General features: G+C 33.0%; 24 protein-coding genes and 1 riboswitch. Of the genes, 21 read left to right on the forward strand and 3 right to left on the reverse strand.

The genetic code is table 11. The annotated features are described in order from the left end of the window. The first annotated feature begins 32 nt into the window (after positions 1-32). The 14 genes from upp to fabZ all read left to right on the forward strand — a co-directional run bounded on the left by upp (position 33) and on the right by fabZ (position 11,018). Positions 33-662: a uracil phosphoribosyltransferase gene (gene upp / locus CD121_RS05960; RefSeq protein ID WP_017636774.1), complete on the forward strand. Its 630-nt coding sequence runs from the start codon at positions 33-35 to the stop codon at positions 660-662. Positions 663-687: 25 nt separating this feature from the next. Beyond that, positions 688-1,824: a non-hydrolyzing UDP-N-acetylglucosamine 2-epimerase gene (gene wecB, locus CD121_RS05965; RefSeq protein WP_126567640.1), complete on the forward strand. Its 1,137-nt coding sequence runs from the start codon at positions 688-690 to the stop codon at positions 1,822-1,824. Between the two features lie 161 nt (positions 1,825-1,985). Further along, positions 1,986-2,336: an ATP synthase subunit I gene (locus tag CD121_RS05970; protein WP_081581205.1), complete on the forward strand. Its 351-nt coding sequence runs from the start codon at positions 1,986-1,988 to the stop codon at positions 2,334-2,336. Between the two features lie 25 nt (positions 2,337-2,361). Next, positions 2,362-3,090: a F0F1 ATP synthase subunit A gene (gene atpB, locus CD121_RS05975; RefSeq protein ID WP_017636772.1), complete on the forward strand. Its 729-nt coding sequence runs from the start codon at positions 2,362-2,364 to the stop codon at positions 3,088-3,090. Between the two features lie 39 nt (positions 3,091-3,129). Then, complete coding sequence (gene atpE, locus CD121_RS05980; protein ID WP_001048816.1) at positions 3,130-3,342, forward strand: F0F1 ATP synthase subunit C; 213 nt, start codon at positions 3,130-3,132, stop codon at positions 3,340-3,342. 95 nt (positions 3,343-3,437) lie between these two features. Next, positions 3,438-3,959: a F0F1 ATP synthase subunit B gene (locus CD121_RS05985; protein ID WP_017636771.1), complete on the forward strand. Its 522-nt coding sequence runs from the start codon at positions 3,438-3,440 to the stop codon at positions 3,957-3,959. Further along, the gene (locus CD121_RS05990; RefSeq protein WP_017636770.1) at positions 3,959-4,498 is read left to right on the forward strand and encodes a F0F1 ATP synthase subunit delta; all 540 of its coding nucleotides are present in this window, start codon (positions 3,959-3,961) and stop codon (positions 4,496-4,498) included. Before CD121_RS05985 ends, CD121_RS05990 begins: the two co-directional genes overlap by 1 nt. Before the next feature lie 22 nt (positions 4,499-4,520). Beyond that, on the forward strand, positions 4,521-6,029 hold the full coding sequence (atpA, locus tag CD121_RS05995) for a F0F1 ATP synthase subunit alpha (RefSeq protein ID WP_017636769.1): 1,509 nt from the start codon (positions 4,521-4,523) through the stop codon (positions 6,027-6,029). Positions 6,030-6,059: 30 nt separating this feature from the next. Then, the gene (gene atpG, locus CD121_RS06000; protein ID WP_017636768.1) at positions 6,060-6,926 is read left to right on the forward strand and encodes an ATP synthase F1 subunit gamma; all 867 of its coding nucleotides are present in this window, start codon (positions 6,060-6,062) and stop codon (positions 6,924-6,926) included. A 21-nt stretch (positions 6,927-6,947) separates the two neighbouring features. Beyond that, a complete protein-coding gene (atpD, locus tag CD121_RS06005; RefSeq protein ID WP_017636767.1) occupies positions 6,948-8,360 on the forward strand; it encodes a F0F1 ATP synthase subunit beta in 1,413 nt (470 codons plus the stop codon). A 19-nt stretch (positions 8,361-8,379) separates the two neighbouring features. Continuing rightward, the gene (locus tag CD121_RS06010) at positions 8,380-8,781 is read left to right on the forward strand and encodes a F0F1 ATP synthase subunit epsilon (RefSeq protein ID WP_017636766.1); all 402 of its coding nucleotides are present in this window, start codon (positions 8,380-8,382) and stop codon (positions 8,779-8,781) included. A gap of 150 nt (positions 8,782-8,931) precedes the next feature. Further along, the gene (locus CD121_RS06015; protein WP_017636765.1) at positions 8,932-9,165 is read left to right on the forward strand and encodes a DUF1146 family protein; all 234 of its coding nucleotides are present in this window, start codon (positions 8,932-8,934) and stop codon (positions 9,163-9,165) included. A gap of 111 nt (positions 9,166-9,276) precedes the next feature. After that, on the forward strand, positions 9,277-10,542 hold the full coding sequence (gene murA / locus CD121_RS06020; RefSeq protein ID WP_017636764.1) for a UDP-N-acetylglucosamine 1-carboxyvinyltransferase: 1,266 nt from the start codon (positions 9,277-9,279) through the stop codon (positions 10,540-10,542). A gap of 35 nt (positions 10,543-10,577) precedes the next feature. After that, on the forward strand, positions 10,578-11,018 hold the full coding sequence (fabZ, locus tag CD121_RS06025) for a 3-hydroxyacyl-ACP dehydratase FabZ (protein ID WP_002451649.1): 441 nt from the start codon (positions 10,578-10,580) through the stop codon (positions 11,016-11,018). 58 nt (positions 11,019-11,076) lie between these two features. On the opposite strand, the gene CD121_RS06030 is transcribed toward fabZ, so the two are convergent. After that, entirely contained in the window at positions 11,077-11,517 is a 441-nt protein-coding gene (locus CD121_RS06030) for a YwpF-like family protein (RefSeq protein ID WP_017636763.1), read from the reverse strand. A gap of 185 nt (positions 11,518-11,702) precedes the next feature. On the opposite strand from CD121_RS06030, the gene CD121_RS06035 reads away from it, so the two are divergent. From CD121_RS06035 to yidC, 7 genes are all read left to right on the forward strand, one after another. Next, a complete protein-coding gene (locus CD121_RS06035; protein ID WP_017636762.1) occupies positions 11,703-12,086 on the forward strand; it encodes a single-stranded DNA-binding protein in 384 nt (127 codons plus the stop codon). Between the two features lie 406 nt (positions 12,087-12,492). Next, positions 12,493-13,221: a transglycosylase family protein gene (locus CD121_RS06040; RefSeq protein WP_029056185.1), complete on the forward strand. Its 729-nt coding sequence runs from the start codon at positions 12,493-12,495 to the stop codon at positions 13,219-13,221. Positions 13,222-13,403: 182 nt separating this feature from the next. Further along, a riboswitch (TPP riboswitch) is annotated at positions 13,404-13,503 on the forward strand. Between the two features lie 77 nt (positions 13,504-13,580). Further along, positions 13,581-14,270 (forward strand): thiaminase II, encoded by a 690-nt coding sequence (gene tenA, locus CD121_RS06045; RefSeq protein WP_017636760.1) that lies wholly within the window; start codon positions 13,581-13,583, stop codon positions 14,268-14,270. Beyond that, a complete protein-coding gene (gene thiD / locus CD121_RS06050) occupies positions 14,263-15,084 on the forward strand; it encodes a bifunctional hydroxymethylpyrimidine kinase/phosphomethylpyrimidine kinase (RefSeq protein ID WP_017636759.1) in 822 nt (273 codons plus the stop codon). Before tenA ends, thiD begins: the two co-directional genes overlap by 8 nt. After that, positions 15,077-15,868: a hydroxyethylthiazole kinase gene (thiM, locus tag CD121_RS06055; RefSeq protein WP_046466905.1), complete on the forward strand. Its 792-nt coding sequence runs from the start codon at positions 15,077-15,079 to the stop codon at positions 15,866-15,868. The genes thiD and thiM overlap by 8 nt, the downstream gene beginning before the upstream one ends. Next, positions 15,869-16,510 (forward strand): thiamine phosphate synthase, encoded by a 642-nt coding sequence (gene thiE, locus CD121_RS06060; RefSeq protein WP_046466906.1) that lies wholly within the window; start codon positions 15,869-15,871, stop codon positions 16,508-16,510. A gap of 88 nt (positions 16,511-16,598) precedes the next feature. Further along, complete coding sequence (yidC, locus tag CD121_RS06065) at positions 16,599-17,468, forward strand: membrane protein insertase YidC (RefSeq protein ID WP_017636756.1); 870 nt, start codon at positions 16,599-16,601, stop codon at positions 17,466-17,468. A 38-nt stretch (positions 17,469-17,506) separates the two neighbouring features. On the opposite strand, the gene CD121_RS06070 is transcribed toward yidC, so the two are convergent. Together CD121_RS06070 and cls are read right to left on the reverse strand one after the other, a co-directional pair. Further along, on the reverse strand, positions 17,507-18,151 hold the full coding sequence (locus CD121_RS06070; RefSeq protein WP_017636755.1) for an HD domain-containing protein: 645 nt from the start codon (positions 18,149-18,151) through the stop codon (positions 17,507-17,509). Positions 18,152-18,250: 99 nt separating this feature from the next. Then, on the reverse strand, positions 18,251-19,029 hold a 779-nt coding region (cls, locus tag CD121_RS12395; protein ID WP_257214267.1), incomplete at its 5' end, for a cardiolipin synthase.

Raw genomic sequence — 19,029 nt, forward strand, 5'->3', positions numbered from 1 at the left:
CAAGGATATACAGAATATTGGAGGAAATGAAAATGAGTAAAGTACATGTATTTGATCATCCATTAATTCAACACAAATTGAGTTACATTCGTGATGCTCGTACTGGAACTAAAGAGTTTAGAGAACTAGTAGATGAAGTTGGTATGCTTATGGCATACGAAGTTACAAGAGATCTAGAGTTACAAGATGTTGAAATTGAAACTCCAGTAACTAAAATGACAGCTAAACGCTTAGCAGGTAAAAAATTAGCAATTGTACCTATTTTAAGAGCTGGACTAGGCATGACTGAAGGTATTTTAAGTTTAGTTCCTGCAGCAAGAGTAGGGCACATCGGTTTATATCGTGATCCTGAAACACTTAAAGCAGTAGAATACTTCTCTAAAATGCCTCAAGATATTGATGAACGAGAAATCATCGTTGTGGATCCGATGTTGGCAACAGGAGCATCTGCAATTGAAGCTATTACTTCATTGAAAAACAAAGGTGCTAAAAATATTCGTTTCATGTGCTTAATTGCTGCCCCAGAAGGTGTTGAAAAAATGAAAGAAGCTCATGATGATGTTGATATTTATATTGCAGCATTAGATGAGAAACTTAATGACAAAGCTTATATTACACCTGGATTAGGTGACGCAGGAGATCGATTATTCGGTACGAAATAGATATTGAAAACGGAGATAGATACGTTTGAAGAAAAAAATTATGACTATATTTGGAACTAGGCCGGAAGCTATTAAAATGGCGCCACTAGTTAAAGCAATTGAAAACGATGAGCAGTTGGGAGTATGCGTGGTTGTTACGGCTCAACATAGAGAAATGCTAGACGCTGTATTAAAAACGTTTGATATTGTTCCTGATTATGATTTGAATATTATGAAAGAAGGACAGACACTTTCAGAAATAACTTCAAAATCAATGATTGAACTGGAATCTATCATCAAACATGTTAAACCTAATATGGTATTGGTACACGGAGATACAGCGACTACATTTTCAGGAAGTCTAGCAGCGTTTTATAATCAAGTACCAATAGGTCACGTTGAGGCTGGATTACGAAGTTATGATAAATATTCACCTTATCCAGAAGAAATGAATAGACAAATGGTAGGCGTACTAACTGACATTCATTTTGCACCGACTTTCAATGCTAGGAAACATTTGCTTGACGAAGGTAAGGATATAAACTCAGTTGTGGTAACTGGTAATACAGCGATTGACGCATTAAATTATACAGTTAATGACGATTATCATTCTGACATTTTAAATAGACATAAGAATAAAAGAATATTGTTATTAACTGCACATCGTCGCGAAAACATTGGTGAACCAATGGAACATATTTTTAAAGCTGTTAGAAAGCTTGTAGATGAAGATGAGTCACTCGTAGTTGTTTATCCAGTGCATATGAATCCTAAAGTTCGTGATATTGCACAACATATTTTAGGCAAACATGACAGAATAGAACTTATTGAACCTTTAGATGTTTTAGATTTTCACAATTTTGCTAAACAAGCGCATCTCATTTTGACAGACTCTGGAGGGATTCAAGAAGAAGCCCCTTCATTACACAAACCAGTATTAGTATTAAGAGATAATACTGAGAGACCTGAAGGTGTTGAAGCTGGTACATTAAAAGTAGTTGGTACTTCGATGAATAATGTCTATAAAGAAACCAAAAAATTGTTAGAAGATAAAAACCTTTACAAGAGTATGAGTGAGGCAAATAATCCATATGGAGATGGAAGCGCTTCTAATAGAATTGTAAATCATATCAAATATTATTTTGATTTAATAAGTGAAAAACCAAAAGATTTTAAACAATAAAAGATGTATACCGTTTAAATGTGGCTAATTTGTGACAATTTTAGCTTAAAATTCAACAACAATTTGAATAGAATTGACACCGTTGTAGGCGCTATATTATCATTTAGATTGTATGAGTGGAACGGTTTACATGATTGTATAAGACACTCGGAGGCAAACAAATGGGTCGTTTCTACATCATTTTCAAACAATATATACAATATTATCTCTATTTATTGATATTATTAGGTATATTGTATCTCTTTTCACCCCATCCTTTTTTATTAGGTTTGATTATTGGTACATGTGGATCTTTAGTTAATACATACATCTTTGAGATCTATTTATTTCATGCACAAAAAGCTGAGTCAAACCATATATCAACAGGAAATATGTGGAGATATTTAGTGGCTATTGTCGTGTGTATAATATGGTTTTTCTTTAAAGATCACATCAATATCATTGGGGTGTTAATAGGGCTAATGATTTCTTATATCGTAATCATCTGTCGCCCTCTACTTAATAGGGAGTAAAATTTAAAACGAAAGAGGTGAGAATATGGATCATAAAGACCCGAAAGTAAGTTTGGATATTTTCGGTTTTGACCTTGTATTTAACATGGCAAGTGTAATGATGGTGTTAATTACAGCAGTTCTCGTTTTTTTACTAGCAATTATTTGTACACGTAATTTAAAGAAACGACCAACTGGTAAACAGAACTTTATTGAATGGGTTTTTGACTTTGTTAGAGGCATCATCGAAGGTAATATGGCATGGAAAAAAGGTGGACATTTTCACTTCTTAGCAGTGACATTAATTTTATACATCTTCATTTCTAATATGTTAGGTTTACCATTTGCAATAGTAACTAAAGATCACTACTTATGGTGGAAATCACCTACCGCAGATGCAACAGTTACATTGACATTGTCAACTACTGTTATTCTATTAACACATTATTATGGTATTAAAATGCGTGGTACAAAGAATTATTTCAAAGGTTATGTTCAACCGTTTTGGCCACTTGCAATTATAAACGTGTTTGAAGAGTTTACTTCAACATTAACACTTGGACTACGTTTATATGGTAATATCTTTGCAGGTGAACTATTACTAAGCTTATTAGCTGGATTATTCTTCCAAGAACCAGCATGGGGTTGGATAATTAGTATACCTGGTTTAATTGTTTGGCAAGGATTCTCAATCTTTGTAGGTACAATACAAGCATATATCTTCATTATGCTTTCAATGGTTTACATGTCACACAAAGTGGCAGATGGACACTAAATTTAAAAATTATATACAATCTTAGGAGGAAAATTTATTATGAATTTAATCGCAGCGGCAATCGCAATTGGTTTATCAGCATTAGGTGCAGGTATCGGTAACGGTCTTATCGTATCTAGAACAGTAGAAGGTGTAGCACGTCAACCAGAAGCTCGTGGTCAATTAATGGGTATTATGTTCATTGGTGTTGGTTTAGTTGAGGCTTTACCTATCATCGGTGTTGTAATTGCATTCATGACATTTGCTGGATAAGACATTTATTTAAGGCGAAGTCTAATAGACTCTCGCCGTTCGTTTTATTTTTTATTGCTTAATGATTATTTTGACGAAAGGAGTGTCATGATCCCGTGACTGCAACAGCTAATATGTTCGTTATCGGTGCAGCTTCAGGCGTTGAATGGGGCACAGTAATAGTTCAAATTTTTACTTTTATTGTCCTATTAGCGTTATTGAAAAAATTTGCTTGGGGTCCATTAAAAGAAATAATGGATAAACGTGAACGTGATATCAACAAAGATATCGACGATGCGGAACAAGCTAAATTAAATGCACAAAAACTTGAAGAAGAAAATAAACAGACACTTAAAGAAACTCAAGATGAAGTTCAAAAAATTCTAGAAGATGCGAAAGTTCAAGCACGTAAACAACATGAAGAAATCATTCATGAAGCAAACGTTAGAGCTAATGGCATGATTGAAACTGCTCAAAGTGAAATTAATAGTCAAAAAGAACGTGCCATTGCAGATATTAATAACCAAGTATCTGAATTATCAGTTCTTATTGCTTCTAAAGTTCTTAGAAAAGAAATTTCAGAGCAAGATCAAAAAGAATTAGTTGAAAAGTATCTAAAAGAGGCAGGCGATAAATAATGACAAAAATCGCTGACAAATACGCAAAGGCATTGTTTGATGTTTCTGCAGATACAAATCAATTGGATAGCATTTATGAAGAATTAGAAACAATTAGTCATTCTTCATTCGATTACATTAATGATTTAAAAGCCATTGATAGCAATCCTAAACTTACATTACAAAAGCGTCAAAACTTTGTAGGAGAGGTTTATGGTAATGCTAATCAGTACATTGTTAATATGTTGAAAGTGCTAGCGGAAAATCGTCATCTTTCACACATTGAAGATGTCTTTAAAGCTTTTCAATCACAGTATAATCAACATAACAATCAAGATTTCGCATTAATAGAATCAACATATGATTTAAATGATGAAGAAATATCAAAAATCGTTGAACTAGTTAAACAACAAACAAACTTATCTAAAGTAATTGTTAGTACTAAAATTAATCAAGATTTAATTGGTGGTTTTAGAGTTAAGGTCGGCACGACTGTTATGGATGGCAGTGTTAAAAATGATCTTATTCAATTACAACGTAAATTTAAAAGAGCAAACTAATTAATAAAGAGGAGTGACATAGATGGCCATAAAAGCTGAAGAAATCAGTGCATTACTTCGCTCACAAATTGAGAATTATGAGTCAGAAATGTCCGTAACAGATGTTGGTACAGTATTACAAATTGGTGATGGTATCGCATTAATTCACGGATTAAATGACGTTATGGCTGGTGAGCTAGTAGAATTCCAAAACGGCGTGCTCGGTTTAGCACAAAACCTTGAAGAATCTAATGTTGGTGTGGTTATCTTAGGACCATACACAGATATTAGTGAAGGTGACGAAGTTAAACGTACAGGACGTATTATGGAAGTACCTGTAGGTGACGAACTAATTGGACGAGTAGTAAATCCATTAGGTCAACCTATCGATGGACAAGGTCCTATCAACGCAACAAAAACAAGACCAGTTGAGAAAAAAGCAACTGGAGTAATGGATCGTAAATCAGTTGATGAACCATTACAAACTGGTATTAAAGCTATCGATGCATTAGTACCAATTGGACGTGGTCAACGTGAGTTAATCATTGGTGACCGTCAAACAGGTAAAACAACTGTTGCAATTGATACAATCTTAAACCAAAAAAATGAAGATACAATTTGTATCTATGTAGCTATTGGTCAAAAAGATTCAACTGTAAGAGCCAATGTAGAAAAATTAAGACAAGCTGGCGCTTTAGATTATACAATCGTTGTATCTGCATCAGCAGCTGAACCAGCGCCATTATTATATATCGCGCCATATTCAGGTGTAACAATGGGCGAAGAGTTCATGTTTAACGGTAAACATGTTTTAATCGTTTATGATGATTTAACTAAACAAGCATCAGCTTATCGTGAACTTTCATTATTATTACGTAGACCTCCAGGCCGTGAAGCATACCCTGGTGATGTGTTCTATCTACATAGTAGATTACTTGAAAGAGCAGCTAAGTTAAATGATGATTTAGGTGGCGGATCTATTACTGCGTTACCAATCATTGAAACTCAAGCAGGAGACATTTCAGCTTATGTTCCAACAAACGTTATTTCAATTACTGATGGACAAATTTTCTTACAATCTGATTTATTCTTCTCAGGTGTAAGACCTGCGATTAACGCTGGACAATCAGTATCACGTGTTGGTGGTTCTGCTCAAATTAAAGCGATGAAAAAAGTAGCAGGTACTTTACGTTTAGACCTTGCTTCTTATAGAGAATTAGAATCATTTGCTCAATTTGGTTCTGATTTAGATGAATTCACAGCTAAAAAATTAGAACGTGGTAAACGTACTGTTGAAATCTTAAAACAAGATCAAAATAAACCACTTCCTGTAGAAAACCAAGTATTAATTATCTTTGCATTAACTAAAGGATATTTAGACGATATTCCTGTTGAAGATATTACTCGTTTTGAGGATGAATTAAACCACTGGGCAGCTTCAAATGCGACAGAATTACTTTCTGAAATCAGAGAAACTGGTGCTTTACCAGATGCTGATAAATTTGATTCTGCAATTACCGAATTCAAAAAAAGCTTTAGTAAATCAGAATAATAAAGAATAGTAATTAAAGGTGGTGAGATAGTGGCTTCTCTAAAAGAAATAGATACACGTATAAAATCAACCAAAAAGATGAAACAAATCACTAAGGCGATGAACATGGTTTCAAGTTCTAAATTACGTAGAGCTGAAAACAATACTAAACAATTCAAGCCTTATATGGATAAAATGCAAGATGCTATTACAGCAGTAGCTGGTTCTAACAAGAATTCAAACCATCCTATGCTTCGTCAAAGAGATGTAAAACGTAGTGGTTATCTTGTCATAACAAGTGATAAAGGATTAGCGGGTGCTTATAGTGCCAACGTTCTTAAAAAATTAATAAGTGACATCAAAGAAAAGCATAATGATAGTAGTGAATATAGCATTGTTGTTTTAGGTCAACAAGGTGTTGACTTCCTTAAAACACGAGGCTACGAAATAGAAAATTCATTAGTTGAACTACCAGACCAACCTTCATTTAAATCTGTTCAAGCGCTAGCAAAACACGCAATTGATTTATATAGTGAAGAAAATATTGATGAATTGAATATTTACTATAGTCATTATGTCAGTGTATTAGAAAATAAACCTACTACTAAAAAGGTTCTTCCATTATCTCAAGAAGATTCAAGTCAAGGTCATGGTCATATGTCTACATATGAATTTGAACCCGATAAAGAATCTATCTTAAGCGTCATCTTACCGCAATATGTTGAAAGTTTAATATATGGTACGATTTTAGATGCTAAAGCAAGTGAGCATGCGTCACGTATGACTGCAATGAAAAATGCTTCTGATAATGCTACAGAACTTATTGATGACTTATCATTAGAATATAACAGAGCTAGACAAGCAGCAATCACACAACAAATCACTGAAATTGTTGGTGGTTCGGCAGCACTTGAATAAAATTAAAAGGAGGAAAATAGCATGGGAATTGGCCGTGTAACTCAAGTTATGGGTCCTGTCATTGATGTTCGTTTTGAACATAACGAAGTCCCTGATATTAATAATGCCCTTATTATTGAAGTTCCAAAAGAAGAAGGAACAGTTAGCTTAACACTAGAAGTTGCACTACAATTAGGTGATGACGTTGTTCGTACAATCGCAATGGATTCAACTGATGGTGTTCAAAGAGGCATGGATGTTAAAGATACAGGTAAAGACATTAGTGTACCTGTTGGTGACGAAACACTAGGAAGAGTGTTTAACGTACTAGGCGACACGATTGACTTAGAAGAAAAACTTGATGATTCAGTTCGTCGTGATCCTATTCATAGACAATCACCTGGATTTGATGAATTATCTACTGAAGTAGAAATTCTTGAAACAGGTATTAAAGTTGTAGATTTATTAGCACCTTACATTAAAGGTGGTAAAGTTGGATTATTCGGTGGTGCCGGAGTAGGTAAAACAGTATTAATTCAAGAATTAATTAACAATATTGCTCAAGAACATGGTGGTATTTCAGTATTCGCGGGTGTTGGTGAACGTACTCGTGAAGGTAATGATTTATACTATGAAATGAGCGATAGTGGCGTAATTAAGAAAACAGCAATGGTATTTGGTCAAATGAACGAACCACCTGGCGCACGTATGCGTGTTGCTTTATCTGGTTTAACAATGGCAGAATACTTCCGTGATGAACAAGGACAAGACGTTTTATTATTCATTGATAACATTTTCAGATTTACGCAAGCAGGTTCAGAGGTATCAGCGTTATTAGGTCGTATGCCTTCAGCCGTTGGTTACCAACCTACACTTGCTACAGAAATGGGTCAATTACAAGAACGTATTACGTCTACAAATAAAGGTTCTGTAACATCTATTCAAGCAGTGTTCGTACCAGCCGATGACTATACTGACCCAGCACCAGCAACAGCATTTGCTCACTTAGATTCAACTACAAACTTAGAGCGTAAATTAACAGAAATGGGTATCTACCCAGCTGTTGACCCATTAGCTTCAACTTCTAGAGCATTAGAACCTTCAATAGTTGGACAAGAGCATTATGAAGTTGCACGTGATGTACAATCTACATTACAAAAATACAGAGAATTACAAGATATTATTGCGATTCTAGGTATGGATGAATTATCTGAAGAAGATAGACAAACAGTAGAACGTGCACGTAGAATTCAATTCTTCTTATCACAAAACTTCCACGTTGCTGAACAATTTACTGGTCAAAAAGGATCTTATGTTCCAGTTAAAACAACTGTAGCTGATTTCAAAGATATCTTAGAAGGTAAATATGATCATATTCCTGAAGATGCATTCCGTTTAGTAGGTAGCATGCAAGATGTAATTGCGAAGGCTAAAGACATGGGTGTTGAAGTCTAATAATTAGGAGGTATGGATAATGAATACATTAAGCCTAGAAATTGTCACTCCTAATGGTTCTATCTATGAACGAGATGATGTAGAACTAGCTGTTTTACAAACTACAGCTGGCGAAATGGGTGTGATGAATGGACACATTCCAACCGTTTCTGCATTAAAAACTGGCTACGTAAAAGTGAATTTTCATAATGGAAATGAATATGTAGCTGTTAGTGATGGGTTTGTAGAAGTTAGACAACATCAACTATCAATTATTGTCCAAACAGCTGAAACTGCTACTGAAATCGATGTTGAAAGAGCTAAATTAGCGAAAGCAAGAGCAGAATCACATTTAGATAATGATGATAATAGTGACATAAATAGAGCCAAAAGAGCGTTAGAACGTGCAAATAACCGTTTACGTGTGGCTGAACTTAAATAAATTATAAAAGGCTTGGAAATTCACCATTTAAGGTATTTCCAAGCCTTTTAATATACATACAAATCTTCTGTTTTTGCAGTTAATAGTAGTATCATTATTATGTTATTTCATGTACAATGTTATACAGTAATCAATTCTAAGGAGTAAAATATGGATTATCTAGGACAATTTGCGATAATACATTTAATTTTACATGTGATATGTATATGTATAGCTTACTGGGCATTAAATGCAATTCGCCTCGATCAATTTTTTAAAAAAGGTTATACGAAACAAATTCAAATATGCATGATATTTTTTGCTATATTATTAGGTACTAGTGTTAGTAATTTTATAATTGATTTGTTACAGTTTTCCACTCAATTAAAATATATAATGAAATAGTTCTTTTTTAGTTTTTTCATAATGAAAAACGGATATAATATATTATTGAATGATAAATTTTATATAGTAGGGAAATGTAAATAACTAGGAGATTTAAGTGGAGGATTTAAGATGGATAAAATAGTAATTAATGGTGGTAACCAACTTAAAGGTGAAGTTAAAGTAGAAGGTGCTAAAAATGCAGTTTTACCTGTATTAACAGCTTCATTATTAGCTTCAGAAGGTACTAGTAAATTAGTAAATGTACCAGCATTAAGCGATGTAGAAACTATAAACAACGTATTATCAACTTTAAATGCTGATGTTACGTATAAAAAAGAAGAAAATGCGGTAGTAGTTGATGCTACTAATACATTAAATGAAGAAGCACCATATGAATATGTGAGTAAAATGCGTGCAAGTATCTTAGTAATGGGACCTTTATTAGCTCGTTTAGGCCATGCAATAGTGGCTTTACCAGGTGGATGTGCAATTGGAAGTCGTCCAATTGAACAACATATTAAAGGATTCGAGGCATTAGGTGCAGAAATTCATTTAGAAAATGGAAATATTTATGCAAATGCTAAAGATGGTTTAAAAGGTGCTTCTATACATTTAGATTTTCCAAGTGTAGGCGGTACTCAAAACCTAATCATGGCTGCTTCATTAGCTTCAGGAAAAACAGTATTAGAAAATGCTGCAAAAGAACCAGAAATTGTTGACTTAGCTAATTATATCAATGAAATGGGCGGTAAAATCACTGGAGCAGGTACTGATACGATTACAATTCATGGTGTCGATCATTTAACTGGTGTAGAACATTCTATTATTCCAGATAGAATTGAAGCAGGTACATTATTAATCGCTGGCGCAATCACTCGTGGAGACATCATTGTACGTGACGCAATCAAAGAACACATGTCTAGTTTAGTTTATAAACTTGAAGAAATGGGAGTTAACTTAGAATATTTAGAAGATGGTATCCGAGTATCTGCTGATGGAGATTTAAACCCAGTAGATGTTAAAACATTACCACATCCAGGATTCCCTACAGATATGCAATCTCAAATGATGGCTTTACTATTGACTGCAAATGGTCACAAAGTAATCACAGAAACAGTGTTTGAAAATAGATTTATGCACGTTGCTGAGTTTCGTAGAATGAATGCAAACATCGATGTAGAAGGTAGAAGTGCTAAAATTGAAGGTAAAAGCAATCTTCAAGGTGCACAAGTTAAAGCGACTGATTTAAGAGCGGCTGCTGCATTAATTTTAGCTGGTTTAGTTGCAGAAGGAACAACACAAGTAACTGAATTAAAACACTTAGACAGAGGCTATGTAGACTTACATGGTAAATTAAAATCATTAGGTGCAGATATCGAACGCATTAATGATTAATTAATTTTTCATTCAAATATGGAGGTTTAAACATCATGGAAACAATTTTCGATTATAATCAAATAAAACAAATCATCCCTCATAGACAACCATTTTTATTAATAGATAGAGTAGTTGAATACGAAGAAGGTAAACGTTGCGTTGGATTAAAACAAGTTTCAGGTAATGAACCATTCTTCCAAGGGCATTTTCCAGATTACGCTGTTATGCCTGGTGTATTAATTACTGAAGCATTAGCTCAAACTGGTGCAGTAGCAATGTTAAACAGTGAAGAAAATAAAGGTAAAATAGCTTTATTCGCAGGTATTGATAAATGTCGATTTAAAAGACAGGTTACACCAGGAGATACACTAATGTTAGAAGTAGAAATAACTAAAATTAAAGGACCAATTGGTAAAGGAACTGCAAAAGCAACTGTAGATGGCCAATTGGCTTGTAGTTGTGAACTAACATTTGCAATACAAGATGCAAAATAAATCATAAACTAAAGCCTACAATCAGGATATTCTGACTGTAGGCTTTTAATATGCGTCATTATCTTTCAAATTTTTCATCTTTAAGTTTAGGTTTAGATTGCATCATACGGTTGAATGTTTTTTTCAATTCTTCACCAGTTAATCCATCATCGACAAGTTCTTCTAATAAACTTTCGGCATAAACTTGACGTAAAGTATAGATATGGCATTCAAATACGACTGACATTGTTTTATCAAATTGCTTAACACTTTTAACAGTGGCATCAAATAATGCAGGATCATTTGCAGGTCTAGTAATTACGACACGAATATCTAATAATTTATCATTATCTATATAGTCTTTAAACGTGTGATAATGTTCATTTGAAATTACAATTTCTAGTAACCAACCAGTGCCACTACCTTCTTTATTAATAATGACACCATCTTCTAACTCATATTCAGTCACACCACCGTTTTCACTTACGATTTGAAAACGTACAGCTTTAAATGTCTTCATAAAGTCACTTCCCATTTGTTTTATATTTACAAAAAATGATTTATTTTTAATTGGAGTATACAATTTTTGATTATTTTCTTTAAATATATCAAAAATTAAGGGTAAATAGCTATATATTTTGAAAAAATAGCATTTTGACGGTAATGAGAGAAATAATTATTATAATAGGTAAGAGGAGGTGACACATGTTAAACAAAATAGTTATAGTTGGCAGACTTACTAAAGATGCCCAAATTTATGAAAAGGAGGACGGTAATAAAGTAGCAACTTTTTGTGTAGCTACTGAAAGAAATTATAAAGATCAAAATAATGAGATTGCATGCGATTATCTATATTGTAAAGCTTTTGGCAAAACTGCAAGTAACATTGAAAAATATACACATCAAGGTTCACTAGTAGGAATAACTGGTCAAATGCGATCGCGAAAATATGAAAAAGATAACCAGACTCATTTTGTAACAGAACTATATGTAGAAACAATTAAATTTATGTCCTCTAAGGCAAAAGAATCCAATATCCTCTCTAACGAATATGATGAAGAGTCAAATGAACTCTTTAATATAGGTTAGACATCCATTAATTATTCAATAACTCCCAATTATTTATACTTTATCCTATCTTAATATAAATTATCATCTTTCAATTATACTCGAGCGACCTTTTTTAAAATAGTATTAAAAAAGGTCGTTTATTTATTAGTTTATACAGGAAAATTGATTCAATTCACGTCAGAATTATCTGATAGATTTCAATTTTATTACAAACACATCACAGACACATGTATTATATAAACTGTCATGGCAGTTTTCAAAAAGGATAAAATTTAAAATTACACTAAAATACAATGTAATTCGCACGTAAAAAACTAGCTTTCATTTTTATTTGGCTGTAACCTGCGAGGAATTTATGGATGTTACAGTAGTATTTGTAAATTAGTTAAAGAAAACAAATCACTTTTAGGAGGATTTTTTAATAATGAAAAAAACAATTATTGCATCATCATTAGCAGTAGGATTAGGCGTTGTAGCAGGTAATGCTGGACACGACGCACACGCAAGCGAAGCAAATATTAATGAAGCAGAATTAGCTCAAAAAGCTCAATCAAATGATCAAACATTAAACGAAAGCCCTATCCAAGAAGGTGCTTATAACTATACATTTGATTACAATGGTTTCACTTATCACTTTGAATCAGATGGTACAAACTTCTCATGGGATTATCACCAATCTGGTCAATCAACTGAAGCTTCAAATACTCAAGCTCAACCACAACAAGATGTAAGTGAACAAGCTTCAGCATCAACTAACGAAACTTCTGCACAAGAAGTAAGCAATCAACAACAATCAAAATCAGCTCAACCTGAACAAGTTTCAGCACCACAAACTGAACAAACTCAACAACCACAACAAGAAACTACTTCAAATAATCAATCAAGCTCAAGCGAAGCTTCAAGTGGTTCATCAGTAAACGTAAATGATCACTTAAAACAAATCGCTCAACGTGAATCAGGTGGCGACATTCATGCTACAAACCCATCAACTGGTGCTTCAGGTAAGTATCAATTCTTACAATCAACTTGGGATTCAGTAGCTCCATCTGAATATCAAGGTCAACCAGCTTCAAGTGCTCCTGAACACGTTCAAGACGCTGCAGCTCAAAAATTATATGATACAGCTGGCCCAAGCCAATGGGTAACTGCATAATATAAGATATTTCTTACACCCTATTTTGATAGGGTGAATTTTTTTATCATAAAAATGACTTAGTTTAAAAACGTGGAAATTTCAATTGTCTTTGAATTTTTATTAAATTAATAAATGAAACTTTTAGATAATTGATTTCATGTGTTTATTTTGCTAATGTTATATATGACAGTAATTAAAAAGAAAACTACTAGGGGAGCCTTATGGCTGAGATGAATTTTATTCAGACCCTTACAACCTGATTTGGTTAGCACCAACGTAGGAAAGTAGTATTTATTATTAAAGGCGTACATATACCTTGATATTAACTACTTTCCTATTTGGGAAGTAGTTTTTTTATTTCAAGGAGGCAATTTGTGATGAGTTTTTCTAAAGAATTAAGGGTAGCTGCAGAACCAATTATTGAAGATATTTACAACGATGGTTTTATTCAAGATTTATTGCATGGTGAATTATCGAAACAAGCCGTTCGACAGTATTTGCGTGCAGATGCTTCGTATTTAAAGGAATTTGCTAATTTATATGCATTATTGATACCTAAAATGTCAGAATTAGAAGATGTGAAATTTTTGGTTGATCAAATAGAATTTATGTTAGAAGGTGAAGTGGCCGCTCATGAATCTTTAGCTGCTTTCATAAATGAACCATATGATGAAATTGTTAAAGAAAAAGTATGGCCACCAAGTGGAGATCACTACATCAAACATATGTATTATAATGCTTATGCACATGAAAACGCTGCTTATACGATTGCTGCAATGGCGCCATGCCCTTATGTTTATGCCGTTATTGCTAAAAGAGCAATGCAAGATCAAAATTTAAATCGTGATGAAAAAACAGTTGATTGGTTTGAATTTTATAGTACAGAAATGGATGAATTAGTCCGTGTCTTTGATGACTTGATGGATCGTTTAACTCAACAATGTACTGAAAATGAAAAAAATGAAATTAAAGAGAACTTCTTGCAAAGTACACTACATGAGAGAAACTTTTTCAATATGGCTTATATAGATGAAAAATGGAATTATCGAGGTGATAAATATGAATAAGCCTAAAATAGCATTAACAATTGCTGGTACAGACCCAACAGGTGGAGCAGGTGTTATGGCAGATCTTAAGTCATTCCATTCTTGTGGTGTGTATGGCATGGCGTCAATAACTAGTATTGTCGCTCAAAATACATTAGGGGTTCAGCATATTCATAATCTTGAGACATCATGGGTAAAAGAACAATTAGAAAGTATATTTAATGATGAATTACCTCATGCAATTAAAACAGGAATGATTGCAACTGAAGATACAATGCATTTAGTACAAAGTTACTTACAACAATATCCCGAAATTCCATATGTTATTGATCCAGTTATGCTTGCTAAAAGTGGAGACTCTCTTATGAATGATGAAACCAAACAAAAACTTCAAGATACTTTATTGCCATTAGCAGATGTCGTTACTCCAAATATACCAGAAGCTGAAGAAATAACTGGTATCAAGATTGATACAGAAGAAAATATACGTAAAGCAGGTAATATATTCATTAATGAAATTGGAAGTAAGGGCGTAGTTATTAAAGGCGGGCATTCTGCAGATTTAAATAATGCTAAAGATTTTCTGTTTACGCAAGATGGTGTTTATACATTTGAAGATGAACGTTTTGAAACTAAACATACACATGGTACTGGTTGTACATTTTCAGCAGTAATAACAGCAGAATTAGCCAAAGGTCGTTCTATATATGAAGCGGTAGAAAAAGCTAAAAAATTCATTTCATTAAGTATCAAATATACACCAGAAATAGGTAAAGGTCGTGGCCCTGTTAATCACTTCGCATATCTTAAGAAAGAAGGGTTAGATGATGAATAATTTAGAAAAACTTAGAAATGAAAATCCACTAATCGTCTGTTATACCAATGATGTTGTAAAAAATTTTACTGCTAATGGTTTATTAAGCATAGGTGCAAGTCCAGCAATGAGTGAAGCGCCTGAAGAAGCGAGAGATTTCTATAAAGTTGCGGGCGGTTTGCTTATAAACATTGGGACACTTACACATAATAATGAAGATGATTTAATAAAAATTGGTAAAATTGCTAACGAATTAGAAACTCCTATTGTTTTTGATCCAGTCGCAGTTGGAGCATCACAGTATAGAAAAGATTTTTGTAAACGCTTTTTAGACGAAGTGGATGTATCTGTAATCAAAGGAAATGCTTCTGAAATTTTAACACTAGTCGATTCAAATACAACAATGAAAGGTACAGATGGAGACAGTGAATTAAATGTATTAGACATTGCAAATGATGCATATAAAAAATATCAAACTGCTATAGTAATTACAGGTGAACATGATATTGTGATGCAAGATAATAAAATGACAAAACTTTCAAATGGCTCATCTATGTCAGCTAAAATTACAGGTGCAGGTTGTTTATTAGGTGGTATCATTGCGAGTTTCTTATTCAGAAATACTAAACCTAAACATGAAACGCTTGTCGAAGCAGTAAGCTTTTATAATATAGCAGGTGAAATTGCTGCAAGTGAAGATAAAGTAAAAGGTCCGGGTTCATTTTTACCTGAATTATTAGATCAAATGTATTTACTCGATTATAAGACTTATGAAAAATATGTTAAAAAAGAAGAGGTTGATTAGGTGGAATTTAAAGCGTCACAATTAAAAATATATTTTATCTGTGGAACTCAAGATATACCTGAACAAAAATCAATAAAAACAGTTTTAACCCAAGCACTTGAGGCTGGAATAACTATGTTTCAGTTTCGAGAAAAGGGCGAGAATGCTTTGAAAGATAATGAAAAAGAGAAATTAGCAAAAGAATTACAATCATTATGTCAATCTTATCATGTACCTTTTATTGTTAATGATGATGTATCACTAGCAAAAAAAATTAATGCTGATGGTATACATGTAGGTCAGGATGATGAAGACGTGAAAGCTTTTGCCAATGACTTTCAAGACAAAATTATCGGACTTAGTGTTGGTAATATAAGTGAATATGAAACGTCTGATTTAACAAATGTTGATTACATAGGTGTAGGTCCTATGTTTAATACACCTTCAAAAAGTGATGCAAGTGAACCAGTTGGTCCAGAGATGATTAAACAGTTAAGACGAAGAATTGGTGCATTTCCAATGGTTGCAATTGGTGGCATTACTGAGGAAAATGTTAAGTCTATTGCAGATGCTAATGCAGACGGTATATCAATTATTTCAGCTATAAGTAGAAGCCAGAATATTGACAACACTGTTAATGAATTTAAGAAATATTTCAATTAATCATTAATTTTTTCCACTTTTTGTTTTATACCATGGTATGAGTATGATAGAATAAAACCTATGTGAATATTACAATAGAGGTGGAAAAATGAAGAAAAAAGCGTTGCTACCTTTGTTTTTAGGTTTAATGGTCTTTTTAGCAGGCTGTGACTATTCTAAACCTGGAGCTCGTAGTGGATTTTTCTATAATACGTTCGTTGAACCTATGAAACACTTATTACAGTGGTTAGGTAACGATGTTTTAAACAATGATTATGGTTTAGCTATTATCATTTTAGTAATAGTTATACGTTTAGTGTTACTACCATTCATGTTATCAAACTATAAAAATAGTCATATGATGCGTGAAAAAATGAAAGTTGCAAAACCTGAAGTAGATGGTATTCAGGAAAAAGTTAAGCGTGCTCGTACTCAAGAAGAGAAAATGGCTGCTAACCAAGAATTAATGGAAGTTTATAAAAAATATGATATGAATCCAATGAAGAGTATGCTTGGTTGTTTACCAATGCTCATTCAAATGCCGATTATCATGGGATTATACTTTGTTCTAAAAGATAAATTAGTTAGTGGTTTATCAGTACATCCACATTTCTTATGGTTTAATTTAACTAAACCGGATATTTGGATTACTATTATTGCAGGTGTTTTATACTTTATCCAAGCCTATGTATCAAGTAAAACAATGCCTCAAGAACAACGTCAAATGGGATACATGATGATGATTGTGTCACCAATTATGATTATTTGGATTTCATTAAGTTCTGCTTCAGCATTAGGTTTATATTGGTCAGTCAGTGCGGCATTCTTAGTTGTGCAAACACACTTTGCTAATATGTACTATTCTAAACTTGCTAAAAAAGAAGTTGAACCTTTACTACAAAAATTTGATCAAGACGGTAAGTCATCAAATAAAAAAGGTAAAAATACTCAAGTAGTATCCAAAAAAAATAAAAAATAATAATAAAAAGCGACAAATCAATGATTTGTCGCTTTTTTCTATAATTGATGCCACTCGGATAAGAATTGTGAAACAAAATGTTCCATAAAATCATGACGTTGAATAGCGATTTGTTTAGCAGTATTCGTGTGCATTAAATCTTTTAATTTAAATAATTTTTCGTAAAAATGTTTAATTGCTGAAGGTGATAAAGTGGATAAAGTATCATCATTAAAATTTTTGGGTAATTTAGATTCAGTCCACATTGGTTCTTTAAAGTGGCCTGCAAATTGAAAAGTTCTAGCTATACCTATGGCACCAATAGCATCTAAACGATCAGCATCTCTAACAACTTGTCCTTCTACTGTTAATTCAACATGATTGTTAGCACCATTTTTATAACTCATATTTTCAATGATATGAAGAATATGAGATTGATCTGAATGAGTTATTTCAAGTTTATCTAAAAATTGATTTAAATGTTGTTTAGCCGACGTTGTATCTACTAATTTTGCATCAATAGTATCATGTAAAAGACTGGCTAATTCGATTATTAAAGTGTTGCTGATAGCTTCATTGTAAGCAATATGTTTTGCCATTGAATGTACTCTATAAACATGTGCAATGTCATGACCGCTATAGTCAGTTTTATGAAATGATTCCATATACTGGCTAGCTAGACTGATTCGTTCTTCATCTTTCATACAGACATCCTTTCCTTTTCATAATGAAACCTGAGACTTTCACACTTTTACGTCTCAGGTTAACTTTGATTATGATCTATCTATAGGGCTAAATACCTCCTATAAAATTGGAGACAATAATTGAGAAATACCTTCTTTAAACTTAATCCATAAACTACGTTGTTCATAAATTTCTTTTGTTAATTGATCTGATACCTTTAAATCTTCAATAAAAGCTTGTTTTAGTGATCTAGCTATACCTTCATCATATATAAAGGCATTTACCTCGAAATTAAGTGTGAAACTTCTATGATCCATATTTGCAGTACCAACACTAGCAACTTCATCGTCAATAATTAATGTTTTTGAATGTAAAAATCCATTATTATACTGATAAACGTTAACACCAGCTTCGAGTAGTGATGCTACATTTTTTAAAGTTGCCCAATAAACAAAGGGATGATCTGGCATATTAGGTATCATAATATTTACTTCAACGCCACCTAAGGCAGCAATTTTTATAGAGTCTAAAAATGCTTGATCAGGTATAAAATACGGTGATTGAATATATATAGATTTTTTGGCTGAAGAAATCATTTTGAGATAGCCATATTTAATTTGTTCCCACTCCTCATCAGGTCCACTAGAGGCAATTTGTATACCTATAGTTCCACCTGAATTAACATCGGGGAAGTAGCGTTCTTCATACGTAATATTGTCACGTGTAGATTGTGAATTCCAATCAAGTATAAATCTTAATTGTAGTGCATTAACTGCGTCACCTTCGACACGGAGATGAGTATCTCTCCAATAATCAAATTTTTTGGATTTACCTAAATATTCATCACCAACATTAAATCCGCCTACATAACCTATTTTGCCATCTATAACAACTATTT

Origin of the sequence: Staphylococcus pasteuri, assembly GCF_003970495.1 — a bacterium.
Lineage (GTDB): Bacteria > Bacillota > Bacilli > Staphylococcales > Staphylococcaceae > Staphylococcus > Staphylococcus pasteuri.